Annotated in this window: 11 protein-coding genes, 1 tRNA gene and 1 pseudogene; 8 read left to right on the forward strand and 5 right to left on the reverse strand. The window is 47.9% G+C overall.

What is annotated here, in order from left to right:
* Positions 1–89: 89 nt before the first annotated feature.
* Positions 90–165: transfer RNA gene (locus tag NE536_RS20875), tRNA-Lys, on the forward strand.
* Between the two features lie 239 nt (positions 166–404).
* Entirely contained in the window at positions 405–1,568 is a 1,164-nt protein-coding gene (locus NE536_RS20880; RefSeq protein ID WP_261273903.1) for a DcaP family trimeric outer membrane transporter, read from the forward strand.
* A gap of 79 nt (positions 1,569–1,647) precedes the next feature.
* Here NE536_RS20880 and NE536_RS20885 read toward each other — a convergent pair whose 3' ends face one another.
* The 3 genes from NE536_RS20885 to acs all read right to left on the reverse strand — a co-directional run bounded on the left by NE536_RS20885 (position 1,648) and on the right by acs (position 5,895).
* Positions 1,648–1,908 (reverse strand): GrxA family glutaredoxin, encoded by a 261-nt coding sequence (locus NE536_RS20885; protein WP_006081259.1) that lies wholly within the window; start codon positions 1,906–1,908, stop codon positions 1,648–1,650.
* 60 nt (positions 1,909–1,968) lie between these two features.
* Positions 1,969–3,723 carry a DNA repair helicase RadD gene (gene radD / locus NE536_RS20890; protein ID WP_261273904.1) on the reverse strand — a complete coding sequence of 585 codons (1,755 nt, stop codon included), beginning with the start codon at positions 3,721–3,723 and terminating at the stop codon, positions 1,969–1,971.
* A gap of 219 nt (positions 3,724–3,942) precedes the next feature.
* Positions 3,943–5,895 carry an acetate--CoA ligase gene (gene acs / locus NE536_RS20895; RefSeq protein WP_220592698.1) on the reverse strand — a complete coding sequence of 651 codons (1,953 nt, stop codon included), beginning with the start codon at positions 5,893–5,895 and terminating at the stop codon, positions 3,943–3,945.
* Between the two features lie 174 nt (positions 5,896–6,069).
* Between acs and NE536_RS20900 the strand changes: the two genes are divergently transcribed.
* Positions 6,070–9,510: a hybrid sensor histidine kinase/response regulator gene (locus NE536_RS20900; RefSeq protein WP_261273905.1), complete on the forward strand. Its 3,441-nt coding sequence runs from the start codon at positions 6,070–6,072 to the stop codon at positions 9,508–9,510.
* Positions 9,511–9,732: 222 nt separating this feature from the next.
* Here NE536_RS20900 and NE536_RS20905 read toward each other — a convergent pair whose 3' ends face one another.
* Positions 9,733–11,334 carry a methyl-accepting chemotaxis protein gene (locus NE536_RS20905; RefSeq protein ID WP_261273906.1) on the reverse strand — a complete coding sequence of 534 codons (1,602 nt, stop codon included), beginning with the start codon at positions 11,332–11,334 and terminating at the stop codon, positions 9,733–9,735.
* A 361-nt stretch (positions 11,335–11,695) separates the two neighbouring features.
* On the reverse strand, positions 11,696–13,078 hold the full coding sequence (gene bioA / locus NE536_RS20910; protein ID WP_261273907.1) for an adenosylmethionine--8-amino-7-oxononanoate transaminase: 1,383 nt from the start codon (positions 13,076–13,078) through the stop codon (positions 11,696–11,698).
* 122 nt (positions 13,079–13,200) lie between these two features.
* Here bioA and bioB point away from each other — a divergent pair, with 122 nt between their 5' ends.
* The 5 genes and pseudogenes from bioB to NE536_RS20935 all read left to right on the forward strand — a co-directional run.
* Positions 13,201–14,253 (forward strand): biotin synthase BioB, encoded by a 1,053-nt coding sequence (bioB, locus tag NE536_RS20915; protein WP_220592702.1) that lies wholly within the window; start codon positions 13,201–13,203, stop codon positions 14,251–14,253.
* Positions 14,254–14,404: 151 nt separating this feature from the next.
* A complete protein-coding gene (locus NE536_RS20920; protein ID WP_261273908.1) occupies positions 14,405–15,625 on the forward strand; it encodes an aminotransferase class I/II-fold pyridoxal phosphate-dependent enzyme in 1,221 nt (406 codons plus the stop codon).
* Between the two features lie 64 nt (positions 15,626–15,689).
* Positions 15,690–16,778 (forward strand): methyltransferase domain-containing protein, encoded by a 1,089-nt coding sequence (locus NE536_RS20925; protein WP_261273909.1) that lies wholly within the window; start codon positions 15,690–15,692, stop codon positions 16,776–16,778.
* Positions 16,779–16,958: 180 nt separating this feature from the next.
* Positions 16,959–17,699, forward strand: coding sequence for a dethiobiotin synthase (gene bioD / locus NE536_RS20930; protein WP_261273910.1), 741 nt, complete (start codon positions 16,959–16,961; stop codon positions 17,697–17,699).
* A 145-nt stretch (positions 17,700–17,844) separates the two neighbouring features.
* Positions 17,845–18,380, forward strand: a pseudogene (locus NE536_RS20935) (IS3 family transposase); the annotation flags it as partial.

Below are 18,380 nucleotides of genomic sequence, written 5' to 3' on the forward strand. Positions count from 1 at the left end.
CGAAGGTTCGAATCCTTCACGACCCACCACTTATTTTCAGCATGATAAATGCAATAAATAAGTGAACAGTTATATCGCAATACCAAGATGGGTCGTTAGCTCAGTCGGTAGAGCAGTTGGCTTTTAACCAATTGGTCGAAGGTTCGAATCCTTCACGACCCACCACTTTTTACCCCGCTTTATCTCTCTCAAGTCACCAACTGAATTTTCCAAGTTAAACTTCAATTTCCAGTACTAGATTTAATACCTTCGTTTTACTTATTTCGTTTCAAATATTTTTCTAACATATTATTTATCATGATATTTTCTACTTTTGTCTCATAGACCTATTGCTAATGTTTCTCACTTGTTAATTTGTCCATATTGGTTGCGGATAAATAATAACAATTGGGGAAAGACAAAAAATGAAACAAGCAAAACTAAGCTTGATGGGTAGTGCAATATTATTGGCATTAGCAAGTTCGGTCAATGCGGCATCACTAAAAGATACGGATGTTGAGTTTGGCGGTTATATCAAAGCTGACATTATGTTCAGTGATTATGGCAATGGCGCACCGGATTCGGGGGATCTCTCTAGGCAGTTTTATGTTCCTGGTACTATTTATGGAAAAGAGGGTAATGGCAATCAAGTCGTGGATTTTCAAGCTCGCGAAACGCGTTTTAATTTCAAAGCGACGACCGATGTTGACGGTCATAAACTTTCTGGCTTTATTGAACTCGATTTTATGACCCACACCGATGGCAATGAACGCACTTCCAACAGCTATTCGCCTCGTATTCGCCATGCATTTGTCTCCTATGACAATTGGACCGTAGGTCAAACGTGGACCACCTTCCAAAATGCTGCGGCATTGCCTGAGAATCTCGATTTTGTTGGTGCTGCCGACGGCACCCCGTTCGCCCGCCAAACGCTATTGCGCTATACCCAAGGTAATTTCCAATTCGCGATTGAAAATCCTGAAACCACAGTCACGCCAAATCAAGGCGGTGCCCGCATTACCAGTGGTAGCGGGGTAATCCCCGATGTTATCGCGCGGTATAACCTCAAAACAGACGGCGGTGCTGCGTTCTCCTTTGCGGGTATTGCCCGTCAGTTGAATTTAGAAACTAAGATAGGTGCGACTCAGATTGATAGCTCTGCCCTAGGATATGGCGCGAGTGTGGCGGGCATTATTCCGGTCGGCAAAGATGATCTTCGCTTCACGGCCACCTATGGTGAAGGCTTAGGTCGTTATATGGCACTCAATTACATTAATGCGGGTGTGCTGGATGCCAACGGTGATATTGAGTCGTTTCGTACTTTCGGTGGATTTGTGTCTTATCGTCATTGGTGGAATGAGCAGTGGCGTAGCAGTGTAACCTTGTCAGGCATGCAAGCGGATAACGATGTGGCTTTAACAGGTTCAGGCGTGAATAAGGATGCTTATTCTGGCTATATCAACTTACTTTACTCGCCAAGCAAACCGCTGACCTTTGGGGTCGAGTATATGTACGCCAAGAACAGTAAAGAAAATGGCGATGATGGGGATTTGAGCCGCATCATGTTCTCGGCTAAGTATGTGCTCTAATCTTACTTGCTTGCGATAAAAACTAAAAAGGAGACCTTAGGTCTCCTTTTGCATTAAGCGAGTCACATATGTGTAGCGCTTAATCTAATAGATTGTTTTCGCGAACATATTGTTCGAAATCTGTGCAGCCACCAACGTGTTTTTCATCGACAAAAATCTGCGGTACGGTTTCAACTGGCTTACCGACAGTTTTCTCTAAATCTGCTTTAGAGATGCCTTCTGCGTGGATATCGACATATCTGAACTTAAAGTCATCACGTTTTTCAACGAGTTGCTCAGATAATTGTACAGCACGAACGCAATAAGGACAGCCTGGACGGCCAAAAATAACAACGAACATAATAGCTCCTTAGGATTACTTTAGTCGTTTTATACCATAGGCCTAAGTGAATTGATAATGTCAGCCGCGTTTATTTTCAGTTTGATAGCGGCCTTGATAATCAAAATAGCTTTCGAGCAGATCCCAGCCTTTTTTATGTTTCTTCAGTAGCAAGAGATCGGGCATGCGGAATTTATCCGCGTCACTGATTAACTCTGCCACCTTAGTGTACTTTTTGGGTTTTAATCCCGGCGTTCGGCTATGGGGAAAGATGAATAAGGCATATAGGGCTCGCCACTGGGCCGGCGTTTGCAATTTAAAGCGGCGATTGAATTCATTGCCGTCGATATCGAGGTATTGCACTTTTAGATTGCCGTCTTCGTCGATGAGGCTCATATGCTGGCAGCGGAACAAATGATGGTGCTGCTGGCTGAGCACTTGGCGTAGGCGTTTATCGGGATCGATGAGGGTCGATTGGCAGTGCTGGCAAATGCGTGCGGCGATATCGTTCTCTTCACCGCAATCAGGGCAAGATTTTGATCTAAATCGAAAGTCGCACTGCAGCTTTTTACCTTGCTGTTCGACTATGCCCTGACAGCGGCGACCAAAGTGTTCGATAATGTCGCCATCATCGTCCGTGAGTCCCCAGAAAATATTGGCAAAATCGCACACAGGGCAATGCACTTGCACGGGTACCGATTTACTGTTGGGTTTCGCTTGCCCGACCTCAGGAAAATACAAGTCATAACCATTGGCAGCATAGTCGATGATAAGACAATCTTTTTTACCTTCAGCGATGCGTAAACCACGGCCGATCATTTGTTGAAACAGACTGACTGAGGCGGTAGGGCGCAAAATTGCAATCAAATCCACATGGGGCGCGTCGAAGCCTGTCGTCAACACAGCCACGTTGACCAAAAACTTAAGCTCTTGGGCTTTAAAGCGTTCAATCGTCGCATCTCGTTCATTGTCGTGCGTTTGTGCCGTGATAATGGCGCTCTGTGCAGCATGAGCTTGGTTGAGCAGGCCAAAAATCTCATTGGCGTGGCGCACCGTTGCCGCGAAGATGATAATGCCTTTTCTATGTTGGCCCAGTTCAATGAGCTGTTTCACTATCGCGGTAGTCGCGCGGCCGTAATGCCCCAGTAAATCGTTAACGTCGGCTTCGGCATATTCCCCATTCTCGTTGGCTTTGAGTTGGCTGAAATCGTACTGGGCACTTAAGCCATCAAACAGGGTTGGCGCTGTGAGGTAACCTTGTTTAATGAGTGGCCTGATGGGCAGTTCGAACACACAATGTTCGAACACAGCATGTTCGGGAGACCCCACTTTGCCGTGATAGTGTTGCTGATAAATCCAGCCAGTGCCAAGGCGATAGGGCGTAGCGGTGAGGCCGAGCAATCTTAATTGGGGATTTTTCGTGCGTAAATGATTGAGCACTTGTTGATATTGGCTGGTTTTTTCTAGGCTGACTCTGTGGCATTCATCAATAATCACTAACGAGAACGGCTGATCGAACTGCATTAACCCCCGCGCTGCCGATTGAATGCTGGCGACGACGGTTTTCCCCTCAGTGGCTTTTTGATTGAGTCCCGCCGCATAGATACTGGCTTGTGCCGTGAGTAGGCCTACTTTCTCGGCATTTTGAGCGACTAATTCTTTCACGTGGGTGAGTACTAAAACCCTGCCTTTGGCGATGCGCGCCAGTTCGGCGATCACTATGCTTTTGCCGGCGCCTGTGGGCAATACGAGTACGGCGGAAGCTTGGCTTTGCCTAAAATGGGCGATGGCGGCATTAACCGCTTGCTGTTGATAGTCTCTGAGTTTGACTGACACGCTGATAAAAATCTATGCTGAATAAAAGTGAGGTCGCAAGCTTAACATAACAGGTAAAAAAAATGCCCCTGGTTGGAGGGGCAAGCTAGAGAAAGGAGCAATCACACACTCTCTCAACAGGGTTCACTGTTAACCTGAGGTTTAAAAAGGGAGGTTCAGGTTACGCTTAGCCTATTGGGCATAGACTAAGCGTTGTGGACGTTGTTCGTCACTCGGATATTACTCAGTACGATTCAAGCGTGATTCAATCAAGGTCTCGATCACAGCTGGATCGGCCAAGGTTGATGCATCCCCTAAGTTGGTCACTTCGTTAGCGGCAATCTTACGCAGGAAGCGGCGCATGATCTTGCCCGAACGTGTCTTAGGTAAGCCCGTCGCCCATTGGATGAGATCTGGTGTTGCCAGCGCACCAATTTCTTTACGAACCCATTGACGCAGCTCTTGTCGTAGCTCTTCGGTTTCTTCAGTGCCGCGGGTTAGCGTGACGTACGCATAAATACCTTGGCCTTTAATATCGTGTGGGTAACCAACTACTGCTGCCTCGGCGACCAGTTCGTGTGATACCAGCGCACTTTCGACCTCTGCAGTACCTAATCTGTGGCCGGATACGTTGATTACGTCATCGACGCGGCCAGTGATCCAGTAATAACCATCTTCATCGCGGCGGGCACCGTCACCGGTAAAATACATGCCACGGAAGGTTTTAAAGTAGGTCAATACAAATCGTTCGTGGTCGCCATACACAGTCCGCATTTGGCCCGGCCAAGAGTCGAGTAACACTAAGTTACCTTCGTTCTCACCTTCTAAAATATTCCCCATGTTATCCACTAAGGCGGGTTGAACACCAAAGAACGGACGGGTCGCTGAGCCTGGTTTAGTGTCGGTCGCGCCTGGTAGCGGCGTGATCAAAATACCGCCGGTTTCAGTTTGCCACCAAGTATCGACGATAGGGCAATGTTCATGACCTATGACTTCATGGTACCAACGCCACGCTTCTGGGTTGATAGGTTCACCTACCGAGCCCATGATCCTCAGACTGCTACCATCGAACTTATCGAAGTGTTGTTTGCCTTCGGCCATCAGTGCGCGAATTAGCGTTGGCGCAGTGTAAAGAATGTTTACCTTATGGCGGTCAATCATTTCGCCTAAACGGGCAGGACTTGGGTGATTCGGTACGCCTTCATGGATAAGCACAGTCGCACCATTGGCGAGTGGGCCGTAAACCATGTAAGAGTGGCCTGTTATCCAACCCACATCCGCGGTACACCAGTACACTTCACCCGCTTTGTAGTCGAACACATATTCATGGGTCATAGACGCATAAACCATGTAGCCGCCTGTGGTGTGTAATACGCCCTTGGGATTACCGGTTGAACCTGAGGTATACAGCAGGAATAACGGTGATTCAGCGTCCATTTCCTCTGGTTGGCAGTGCTCAGATGCGGTTTCCATCAGCGAATGCCACCATACATCACGGCCTTCTACCCAATCGACTTTGCCACCCGTGCGTTTAAGCACTATGACTTTTTCAATGCTAGTGACATCAGGGTGTTTTAAGGCATCGTCAATGTTGCGTTTCAATGGGATAGCACGGCCACCACGCATACCTTCATCTGAGGTAATGATGACTTTGGATTTACCGTCAATGACGCGAGAGGCGATAGAATCCGGTGAGAAACCACCGAACACCACAGAGTGCACCGCGCCGATACGGGCACAGGCAAGCATAGCCACTGCGGCTTCTGGCACCATAGGCATATAAATCGTGACTATGTCACCGCGGCGCACGCCTTGGCTGCGCAACGCGTTAGCAAATTTACACACCTCTGCATGTAATTCACCGTAGGTAATTTTGCGTTGTTCGCTGGCGTTGTCGCCTTCCCAAATAATCGCCACGCGATCACTGTGCTCGGCTAAGTGACGATCTAAACAGTTGGCAGAAGCGTTCAGGGTGCCGTCATAAAACCAATTGATCGATAAGTTATGATCATCAAAAGAGGTCTTTTTAATTTTGGTATAGGGTTTAATCCAATCAATACGCTTGCCGTGTTCTCTCCAGAAACCTTCAGGATTGACAATCGACTCTTGGTACATTGTTTTATATTTATCGTTGTTTACAAGTGCATTGGCAGCGATATTGCCGGAGACTTTGTAGAGAGACTGCGAGCTCATAGGGCTTCCCTTTTGAAAAATTGCGTGGACTGAGTATGGTATGCAAGGGGGCGGCAACTCCATTAGACCTTGGTCTAGTTTTAAATTTTCCTTTATATTTAGTCTGTTGCATTAAAAATCCGGCTAGATTTTAGACAGGTTTTATCGCACAATAATCAGAAAAAAGAGCAAAGTATGAATTTAACCTTAGTCGTCGCCGTTATTGCCGTCTGTTATGTCTCGCTTTTATTCCTATTAGCGTGGGGGGCGGAGCGTTTGTTTAGCCGGATCACCAAAAAGCTACAAGTCGGTATTTATGGCCTGAGCTTAGCGGTTTATTGTTCCTCGTGGAGTTTTTTAGGCACTGTTGGCCAATCGGCTAAGGACCTTTGGTCTTTTTTACCGATTTTTATCGGCCCCATTCTGATTTTTACCTTAGGTTTTGGCATGTTACGCAAGATGGTATTAGTGTCTAAGGCACAAAATATCACCTCAGTGGCCGACTTTATTGCCGCCCGATACGGCAAATCCCAAACCTTAGCCGCCTTAGTCACCTTAATCGCCTTGTTTGGCATCATGCCTTATATCGCCCTGCAGCTTAAGGCGATGGTGTTCAGCCTTAACCTGTTTCAACCCGCAGACGATCCCCTCGATGGGGTGACGATTCCGCTACTGATCACGTCTTTATTAGCCATATTTGCCATTTTATTTGGTACCCGCAAACTCGATGCCACCGAGCATAATCCCGGCATGATGCTGGCGATTGCCTTTGAGTCTCTGGTGAAACTTGCTGCATTTTTGTTGGTCGGTGTTGTCATCAGTTTCGGGGTATTCGATGGTTTTGGGGATATTTGGCAGCAGGCCAATGCGCAGTCGTTGATCAATTATCCTAATCCTCGTATCGAAGCTTTAATGCCTGAGTTACTCGTCGGAATGGCGGCGTTTTTGTGTATGCCAAGGCAGTTCCATGTGATGGTGGTGGAATGCGCCGATGAGTCAGTGTTGTCAAAGGGACGTTGGTTATTTCCCATCTATTTAGCACTTTTTGGTTTATTCGTTGGACCGCTCGCATTAGCTGGGAAGATCATCCTTGGTGATTCAGTGTCGGCCGATACCTATGTGATTAATCTGCCTCTCGCCTTAGATCAGCCTTTGTTGGCTGTTATTGCTTTGCTGGGCACACTTTCGGCGGCAACCGGCATGGTGATAGTGGCGGTCGTGACCATCAGTGTGATGGTGAGTAACGAATGGCTAGTGCCTGTGATGCTGCGCACGGGCCATATTCGCGAGAAAAACTTCAGTCAGTTCTCGCACCTGTTACTAAATGCCCGCCGCTTAGCCATAGTGATTATTCTTGGGCTAGGTTATGGCAGTTATCTTGCCTTAGCCGACAGTGATTCTTTATCCCATCTCGGCATGTTGTCCTTTGGCGCTTTCGCCCAATTAGCGCCTGCCTTAGTGGGCGGGCTTTATTGGAAGCACGGCAATCGTGCTGGGGTATTTTTAGGGCTCGGCGTGGGCTTTATGTTGTGGTTCTACATCATGTTGCAGGGCATGACAGATGTGCAAAGTTCATCAGCGTTAGTATCGGGAGTCACGGGTGAGATAGGCTTGCTAGATGCGATAACGCCCAATGTGCGTGATGCTCTGACGGCACTTTTTGCCAATATCGCCTGTTATATTTTGGGATCGATTTGGTTTAGGGCGGGTGTGGCCGAGCGTATTCAGGCCAGTGCTTTTGTGAGCCCTGGCAAATTGAAGAACAGTGCCAATAAGAAAAATGGCCCGATTTCACAGCAGGACTTACTCATTCTCGCCAGTCGATTCGTTAGCCCAACACGCGCCTATGAAAGCTTTAGCCGTTTTTCGATTGATGCGGTAAAAAGTGATAGTTGGCATAAAGCAGCGCCGCCTGAGCTGATTTTCCACACAGAACGTTTATTAGCGGGCGTGCTTGGCGCCTCAAGCGCAGCGCTGGTGATGGATTCTGTGCTGCAAGGGCGTGATTTGGCGCTGGATGAAGTGTTCAGTCTAGTGGATGAAGCGTCATCGAAAATTATGCTCAGCCAAGACATGCTGCGCGGCGCGATTGAGCATGCCTATGAAGGCATGAGCGTGATAGATAGCGATCTCAATTTAGTAGCTTGGAATTATAAATATGTGGAGTTGTACCAATATCCCGATGGATTCTTGCAGCAGGGTATGCCCATCAGCGAAGTGATCCGTTTTAATGCGTCGCGGGGTTATTGCGGTGAAGGGGAAATTGAACAGCAGGTCGCCCAGCGGGTACAGCATATGCGTAATGGCACGCCACACACTTCTGAGCGCCATCGCAGAGACGGTAAAGTGATTAAAATTCAAGGTAATCCCATGCCAGACGGCGGCTTTGTGATGACCTTTACCGACATTACTCAGTATCGCGAGCAGGAGCGCGCGCTACTCGAAGCCAATGAAACCTTAGAAAGCCGCGTTAACGAGCGTACCTATGAATTAGCCATGTTGAACAGTGAGTTACTGGAAGCTAAGGCGCAGGAAGAAATCGCCAACGCCTCTAAAAGTCGCTTCTTGGCCGCCGTCGGCCATGATTTAATGCAGCCGCTTAATGCTGCGCGGTTATTTACCGCATCTTTATCTCAGTATCCTAATCTCGATCGTGAGGCCAGAACCACCTTATCCCATGTGAATAGCTCGCTTAAGATCGCTGGCGAGTTGCTTACCGATCTGCTGGATATTTCGAAACTTGATTCCGGCATGGTGGAGGTGAATCGCCGTGACTTTGCGATTTCAGAACTGATCAATGGCTTATCCGTGGAATTTGAGGCGATGGCGGCGGACAATCAAATCCGTTTTAAGATGGTCCCATGCAGTGCGACTGTTAATTCCGATCCTTCGCTGTTACGGCGTGTCCTACAAAACTTTTTAACCAATGCCTACCGTTATGCCCGCGGTGGCAGAGTGTTATTTGGTTGTCGCCATCGTGGCCATTACCTTGAGATCCAAGTGTTAGATACAGGTTGTGGTATTGATGAAAAAGAAACCCAAGAAATTTTTAAAGAATTCAAGCGGCTGAATAATCCTAAGAGCAACAATGTCAGCGGCTTGGGCTTAGGTTTAGCTATTGCCGATCGCATCAGTAAAGTGCTGGAACACGGTATTCAGGTTTCATCCCATTTAGGCCGCGGCTCGGTATTCTCTATTTGTGTGCCGCTCGGGGAGACAGTGCGTCAGCCGCAAGTGAAGGCGTTGCCGTCGCTGCTGCAGCCGTTATCGGGTATCAAAGTGCTGTGTATCGACAACGAAGAGGCGATTCTGGCGGGGTTAGAAAGTCTATTAAGTCGTTGGCAATGTGAGGTTATTTGCGCAAAAGATTTATCTGATGCACGCATTAAGCTAGGGCTGAAAGGCGTTGCGCCCGATATTGTGCTCGCCGATTACCACTTAGATGATGGCCAAAATGGCGTTGATGCGATGGACGGTATTCGTGCCCTGTATGGCAAAAACTTGCCCGGTATTTTGATCACCGCCAATACCCGCAAAGAGCTGGTGGAAGATGTGCAGCGCCGCGGCTATCACTATATGGCGAAAATGATAAAACCTGCGGCGCTGCGCGCCTTGATTTCGAGCTTAGTGAAATGAGCTGAGTCTGAGCAACTAAGTCTAATCAGCTTAGTTAAACCAGCTTAGAAACATAAGTTGAGTGGCATCGGTACATTAGCCTGAAACCCAGATAATCCGCGTAGTTGCGATGCGGATTATCTGGATTAAACACTTCACTAGATACTGGTTTAGCACTTTGCAAGAGAAAATAGGCTAGAGGTTAGTTATCGTTGCTTCGTTCATCCCCAACCAAATGAATGATCAGAGTTTGAAAACAGCGAGTTTGCTGTTTAAATTCAGTGATAACTCCGCCAAACTTTCACTTTCTTGGGCGAGATAGGTTGCCGATTCGGAGACTTCAAGCGCTGAGTTATTAATCCCGCACACGTTTCTGTTCATGTCTTCAGCGACCACACTTTGCTCTTCTGCGGCGGTAGCGATATGGGTTGCCATGTCACTCACATGTTTGATATGGGTAACGATAAGCGATAAATCACCTCCCGCTTTTGCCGATTGACTCACACTGTTTTCTGCTAAAGCTCGGCTTGCATCCATTGCCTTAGCGGCGCTTACGGCCCGTTGTTGCAATAATGAAATCGTGTTCTGAATTTCTTCAGTCGATTGCCTAGTGCGACTGGCAAGTTGCCTCACTTCATCGGCGACCACTGCAAACCCTCGTCCTTGCTCGCCAGCGCGGGCGGCTTCAATGGCGGCATTCAATGCGAGTAAGTTAGTTTGATCTGAAATCGCGCTGATAACAGAGGTGACCTCGCTGATCTGCATGACTTCCTCTTTGAGCATGTTCACTTGGTCTGTCGCTTGCTCCACTTCTTTGGCAAGAGCATGAATACCATCTACGCTGGCGTGAACATCTTGGTCGCCAAGGCCAGCTTCCCAGGTGGCTTCTTTGGTATCTTTGGCTGTGCTCTCCGCATTGTTTGCCACATCAGCGATAGTGGCGCTCATTTCATTCATGGCGGTGGCAAGCTGGGCAAGTTGATCCCGCTGATTATTTACTGCTTGATTAGTTTCCTCTGCGGTTGAGGCGATGCGAGCCGAGGCCTGGGCAACATGATCAGCGCTATGACTCGCTTCCTGTAAGGTGCTACGAATCGAGCCAATGCTTTGGTTGATGTTTCGGGCTAAAGAGCCAAGCTCGTCTTTACCATAGACCTTTAATTGCGTAGTTAAATCCCCCTTAGTGATAGCGAGCATCGCCTGATTCACATCATCCAATGGCCGAGTAATAGAGCGGCTAATGGCATAACCTAGCCAAGCCATAAGCACAATAATGACAAATGTAATACCACCCATGGTGAGGTATTCATGCCAAATGGTGGCTTCGATATCTTGGAGTAACATACCTGAGCCTAAGATCCAGCCCCAAGGTTTAAATCCCATGACGAGTGAGATTTTTTGCGCCGATTTTCCATTAGCTGTCATCCAGCGGTATTCGACTAGGCCTTGTTTGCCATCACGGCCGAGTTCGACCATTTTGTACCAGTAGTTTTCTTCGCCTTGATTGCCCATCTGTTGCCCAACCAATTCTCTTTTGATGGGATGGACGATGACGCGCCTCGATTCATCAATCACAAATAAGTAGTTATCACCATCAAAGCGCATGTCGTTCAACATGTCCTTAGCGGCTTGTTGTGCTTGCTCTAAGGGCTGTGATTGGGATAAAGCCTGAATGCGGCTGCTGGCGAGGGACAATACGGCATTAAGCCGTGCTTCCCGCTCCGCCATCAGATTGTGCTTTAAAGCGGTAACAGAAATAACGAGTAAAATTAAGGCGCCTGCGAGGGCGATAATGAGCTGTAATGCGAGTTTGCGATTGACGGCTATGTCAGCGAGTTTGAACATATGATCTCCATGTCTTGGTGTAGCTATTTAAGCCATTCCTCAGCTCAATTTGTTGGCGGATATTGGCGAAAGATGTGTGGGGTAAAGTTAGCGATATAAGCATTGCTGGCTTTGGATAAATGTCCAGTTGCTAGATTAAATTAATGGGCTAAATTGCGGAGTTTTAATGGAAATTGTGAGCAATGTTGCAATTGCAATCTTAGCGCTTTTAGCTATCGAGAGGATGCGAGGTTTGTATTCTGGGTAAGACTGCCGAGTGACTTAACATCGCTGCATAGTTTAAACCCTTGCGCACTTTTAACGATGCGCAGAGGGTTATCTATTTGAAGGATGATTACGTTGAAGGCTTATGCTGTTGGTATTAACCGTGGCTGATAAGTTTTGGCTCGGCACAGGCGGATGATGCCTTAATGCTTGTTGCAACTAGCTTCATCGCACGGGTGAGTTGGCTTAATTGCGCCGGGCTAATCACATAGGGCGGCATGATATAGATAAGGTTGGCGAAGGGGCGAACCCACACGCCTAAATCAACAAATTGTTGCTGCAACTCTGCCGTGTTGACGGGTTCGTGCATCTCTAACACGCCGACAGCGCCGAGCACTCGCACATCTTTTACGCTGGGTAAGTTAATCGCATCCTTAAGTTCTAAGCGCATTTGCTGCTCGATAGCGGCCACTTGCGCTTGCCATTCATTGCGATTGATTAAGTCTACGCTTGCACACGCGGCCGCGCAGGCCAGCGGGTTACCCATAAACGTCGGCCCATGCATAAACACGCCGGCGGGAGATTGGCTGATTCCTTGGGCGACGTTATCGGTACATAGCGTTGCTGCTAGGCTGATGTAACCGCCCGTTAGCGCTTTACCTAAACATAAGATATCTGGGGTAATATTGGCATGTTCATAGGCAAACAGCTTACCGGTTCGGCCAAAACCCGTGGCGATTTCATCAAGGATAAGCAGCACATTATATTCATCACACAGGGCACGAAGACCCACTAAATAATCTGCGCTGTAGAAACGCATTCCGCCTGCGCCTTGCATGATCGGCTCTACGATCACAGCGGCAATCTCATGGTGATTAATGCTTAATATGTCGCGCATTGCTGTTAAATCATCGGCTTGTAAGGCTTCGCCAAAGGCGGTTTGTGGTGCAGGCACAAAGGATTGCTTAGTGACCGCATCGCCGAACATAGTGTGCATGCCACCTTCGGGATCGCACACGCTCATGGCGGCAAAGGTATCGCCGTGATATCCCTTCTTAACGGTAAGAATACGTTGTTTTAGCGGTAGATCTTGATGTGCGATTTGTTCCTGCGAGCTTTGATCTTGCCAACTCTTTCCTTGTAAGCTTTGACCTTGCCAATATTGCAGCGCCATTTTGATCGCCACTTCCACTGAGATAGAGCCAGAGTCGCATAAAAAGACTTTCGTCAGCGGCTCGCAGGTCATAGCGATAAGTTTTTTACACAGTTCAATGGCGGGCTCATGGGTGATGCCGCCAAACATTACATGGCTCAGCTGATGCAGTTGTTTTTGCATCGCGGTTAATATCTCGGGATGCGCATAACCGTGCACGCAGGCCCACCATGAGCTAGTGCCATCGACTAGCTTGCGGCCATCGACGAGTTCGAGCTCGCAGCCCTTTGCGCTATGTACACCAAAAACAGGAAGAGAACGGGTCATTGAGGTGTAAGGATGCCAAATATGGGCGCTATCAAAATCAAAATCGAGTAAATTGCGCATAAATGCTCACTAGGTTGGTGGTAAAGTAGCCAATAGTAAACTGAGTTCACTGGTTGGCGTTGACAGTTTAAGGGCTGAGGTTATCCTAGCCAAGATAAAAGACAGAATAAAAAGGGTGTTCAATGTCGCAGTTGCAAGTTCGTCATGATTGGAAGCGGGAAGAAATCGAAGCCTTATTTGCGCTGCCGATGAATGATTTGTTATTTAAAGCCCACAGCATTCACCGTGAAGTGTACGATCCCAATGAAGTGCAAATTAGCCGCTTGTTATCGATTAAAACCGGTGCTTGCCCTGAGGATTGTAAATACTGCCCGCAGAGCGCCCGTTATGACACAGGTTTAGAGAAAGAGCGTTTGCTGGCAATGGAAACTGTGCTGACCGAAGCGCGCAGTGCTAAAGCCGCGGGGGCATCTCGTTTCTGTATGGGCGCCGCTTGGCGTAACCCGAAAGAAAAAGACATGCCGTACCTTAAGCAAATGGTACAAGAAGTCAAAGCCTTAGGCATGGAAACCTGCATGACGCTTGGCATGCTTTCTGAAGAGCAGGCGAACGATTTAGCTGGCGCAGGCTTAGATTATTACAACCACAATTTAGATACTTCGCCTGAATACTACGGCGATGTGATCACCACTCGTACCTATCAAAATCGTTTAGATACCCTGACACATGTGCGTGCCTCTGGCATGAAAGTGTGTTCTGGCGGGATTGTCGGCATGGGTGAAAAGGCGACGGATCGTGCAGGCTTACTGCAACAGCTGGCCAATTTACCCCAGCATCCTGATTCAGTACCGATCAATATGTTAGTCAAAGTGGCGGGCACACCTTTTGAGAAGCTTGACGATCTCGATCCACTCGAGTTCGTGCGTACCATTGCCGTGGCACGTATTTTAATGCCACTTTCGCGCGTGCGGTTATCGGCGGGGCGCGAAAATATGAGTGATGAACTGCAGGCTATGTGTTTCTTTGCTGGCGCCAACTCGATTTTCTACGGTTGTAAATTGCTGACCACGCCAAACCCAGAAGAAAGCGATGATATGGGGCTATTCCGACGTTTAGGCTTACGCCCAGAACAGGGCGCTGCGGCAAAATTGGAAGAAGAAAGTGCTGTTCTAGCCAAAGCCGCGGCCTATCAAGATAAGTCATCGGCACAATTCTATGACGCGGCGGCTTTGTAAGCACACTGACTTCATGTTGTTTGACGTATATCTTGAATAACATATCAATCCTGTCGGCGCAGTCTGTATTGACTGCGGCCAACAGGTTTATTCAATGTGTTCTATTCCTAAGATAAATCTGCTTAAATCGCACACTCTTGAGGCTAAATTGATGAGTTCTCTGCTTGAGACTAAAATTGCCGCCCGTCAGCATGCTCTGCGTGAGCAAGGATTACTGCGCCAACGTAAAGTGCTGAGTGTCGATTGCTCCCTTAATTCCAATACATCGATTTCGAGCCCACGTTTTGTGTTTGAAGGTCGCACTTATGTCAATTTCAGTAGTAATGATTATTTAGGTTTATCCCGCGTACCTGAGCTCGCTGAGGCCTTGCACCTTGGCGCACAAATCTACGGTGTGGGCAGCGGCGCATCGCCCTTAGTGACAGGTTACTGTGACGCACATTTGGCGCTGGAGCGTGAACTTTGCGCCTTAACGGGACATGAAGCGGCATTATTATTTTGCTCGGGCTTTAGTGCTAATACGGCGCTAATGAAAACCCTATTTGATCAACACGATATTGTGGTTGCCGACAAACTCGTACACGCCTCAATTATTGATGGTTTGCAAGATAGTGGCGCGCAGCTGAAACGTTTTTTACATAATTCCTTAGAAAGCGCTGAGCGGTTACTCGCTCGACATCACACATCGGCGTTAATCACTGAAAGCGTGTTTAGCATGGACGGAGATTGCGCACCGATTGCTGAGTTATCGGCGCTTTGTCAGCAAAATAACACTTGGTTGATTGTCGATGATGCCCATGGTTTTGCGGTGCTCGATGGTTATCACAATGATGATGCCGCCAAGCTTATCGATGTGCAAGTGGTCACTTTTGGTAAAGCATTAGGTTGCCAAGGTGCGGCCGTGTTGGGGAGTCAGGCGCTGATCGATTATTTAGTCAGTAACGCCCGTGAATACATTTACTCGACCGCCTTATCGCCCGCCAATGCCGCATTAGCGTTAGCCGCTGCTCAGTACTGCACAGCACATCCCGAGTTACAGCAAAAACTGCATGAGAATATCACGCTGTTCAAACGATTATGCCTTGAGGCGAATGTGCCCCTTTTAGGTTCAGATACCGCGATTCAGCCGCTGGTCATTGGTGATGCGCGGCAAACATTGCAAGTAGCCGAGGAGCTAAGGGCTGCAGGGATTTGGGTTGGCGCGATTCGCCCGCCGACCGTGCCTGTGGGCTCAGCACGTTTACGCATTACCTTAACGGCAGCCCATGCCGTGGAAGATATCGCGGCCTGTGCTGCGCAATTAGCTCAAGTGCTCAGTCGCATCGGTGTGCCGCTTGTGACTGAACGACAAGCTACGGATGATCACAGATAAATGTACGCTATAGAACGCGTTATTCTATTGAATTTTAAGTTTTTATGGTTGAGTGTTAACTGCAATGCCAAGCCCGATTAAATCCAGCAAGCCCAACGCGAGTAAATTAAGCTCTAACGTGCTCAAATCTAGTGAGCCCAGCTCTTGCGGGTCAATATCTCACGAGATGAATGTGAGCGAATCTGCTGTAATACCAGCTTTTGAAAAACAAGCGATTGCAAAACTAGCTGTGGGAAAAAGAGCAATTGAGAAAGTAGCCAATACACACGGCGCTCAGATTGCCGAACGATTCTCTGCAGCGGCCCATAGTTATCAAGACCATAATCAGTTACAGCGTCTGAGCGCCGCCAGTTTACTCAGTGAGTTTACCGCCAAAGGTCATCTGTTGGACATTGGCGCTGGCCCTGGGACCGATTTTTCGGCGCATGATTTTGCACATCACTCTGAGCATCACGCTGAGCAGAGTTTGATGCAAAATCCACAGACGACTGTGTTTGCTGTGGATATCGCCCTTGGCATGTTGCACAAGCTGAAACAATCTTATCCCGATTATTACGGCGTGTGCGCCGATGCCGAGTGTTTACCCTTTGTCGATGGCTGCATCGATGTGATTTATTCGAATCTGGCTTTGCAATGGTGTGGGAATTTCGCCGCTGCGGTCACCGAAATGGCGCGAGTGCTTAAGCCAAATGGCGAGTGTCATTTGAGCCTAGTAGCGCAGGGAAGTTTGAATCAATTAGCCGAATTAGGCTTAAGAGTGAATGACTTTTCGACGCTAGAGTCGCTAAAAGCGGCATTTAAACTCGATACATGGCAGTCGTTAGAGGTGCAGCTCATTCCTATGACAGTGCATTTTGATACGCTCAAAACCTTACTCTATTCTATTAAAGGGGTAGGTGCATCGGTGCAATCGGTCAGCTCAAGCCATTCAGCTCATTCAATCAGTTCAGCCAACTCAACCCGTTTAATTGACTCAACAACGCAAGCAGCAGGAGAAGTTGCTGGTGCAATAGCCGCTGCAGATTTAGCTCCGCGGCTGCGTGGTCGCCAAGATTGGCTGGCCATGCAGGCCAAAGCCGAATCTTTACGTGTACCCCAAGGTTTACCGTTAACCTATCAGATAGTGCAGATACGTGCTCGGCGCGGGATATAACAGTTTCGCGCTATGTTTAAGCTAAAGCAGTGTTTCAGCTACAGCAATCATCATGCAAATATATTTAGCATTGGTGAGCGATAGGGGCTTTAGTGTGTAGATTTATGGATCGGGTGCTTTTAGCTTCATCCAGAGTGTATTTCATAAAGACCACTCAGTAGCGACAGATAAGGATCTAATATGTTTTTTGTAACAGGTACAGATACCGACAGTGGTAAAACCTTAGTTTCATCGGCGCTGTTAACCGCAGTAAACCGTTTGGGCGCGATAGCCAGCGCTGACTCGGCTGTGAGTATTTTGGCTTCTAACACGCTGTCTACCTTAGGTGTTAAGCCCATCGCCTCGGGCTGTGCGCAAACTTCCGAAGGCTTACGTAATGCCGATGCGCTGCAACTGATGACGTCATCTTCACTAAAACTGGCCTATTCCACCATCAATCCTTTTACCTTCGAGCCTGCGATTGCGCCGCATATTGCAGCCGCCCAAGTGGGCGTGAGTTTAGCGCCTGAAGCCATTATCGAAAGCTTGGATTTAGCAGCGTTTGCTCAAGCGGATTTTTGTTTGATTGAGGGCGCGGGTGGCTGGCGCTTACCCTTAGGCGAGGGCCGATATTTATCGGAAGTGGTACAGAAATTAGAACTGCCAGTGTTACTGGTGGTGGGCATGAAACTCGGCTGCTTAAATCACGCACTGCTGACTCAAGAGGCGATATTGGCTGACGGGCTTAAGATTGCTGGCTGGGTCGCCAATAGTGTCGACCCGAATATGAGTATGTTTGCGGAAAACTTGGCGAGTCTTAAAGAGATGATGTCAGCGCCTTTCCTCGGCTGTGTGCCTTTTCTTGATGCTCCCAGTGCTGAAAATGCCGCCGATTATCTTAATACTTCGCCGCTTTTTCAAAGCGCAGAGGCTAATGCATAGGCAGTGCCTAACTAATGTTTAGCCGCTTAATACTTTCAGCTAAGTGCTATCGTAATGTTTTGAGACAATAAGCCTCACATTAGGTGAGACTTATTTCTATCAAGTGTCCCGTCCTGAAATATGTTGACATAAAGAGGACTTCTTTATGACAACATCAATTAACTCAAGCCGTAAGCGCACACAACGAGATTACACCTTAGCCTTTAAATTAGGCGTTGTAGAGCGTGTTGAAAAAGGCGAAATGACGTACAAACAAGCCCAAGCTCGTTTTGGTATTCAAGGCCGTTCAACCGTACTCGTTTGGCTTAGAAAACATGGTAGACTCGATTGGTCGAAACCTTTTCAGCATCCCCTTATGCCTAAGTCAAAAGAAACCCCTGCCGAAACGATCAAGCGCCTTGAACGTGAGTTAGCAGAAGAGAAACTGCGTAACAAAATCCTCAATGGCATGGTTGATATCATGGACAATGAATATGGAGCAGGCCTCAGAAAAAAGTACTTATCCGGTACGTCTGGCAAGCAAAAAGCAACGGAGAAATAAACCTCGCAGCCGCATGTCGTGCTGCGGGTATGTCGAGGCAAGGTATTTATCAGGCAGTTGCTCGAATGGAAAGTCATAGAGCTGAGCTATCGATCATCAAAGACTGGGTTCAGTACTGGCGTAAATATATGCCAAGGTTA

This window comes from Shewanella septentrionalis (assembly GCF_025370265.1).
Classification (GTDB): domain Bacteria; phylum Pseudomonadota; class Gammaproteobacteria; order Enterobacterales; family Shewanellaceae; genus Shewanella; species Shewanella hafniensis.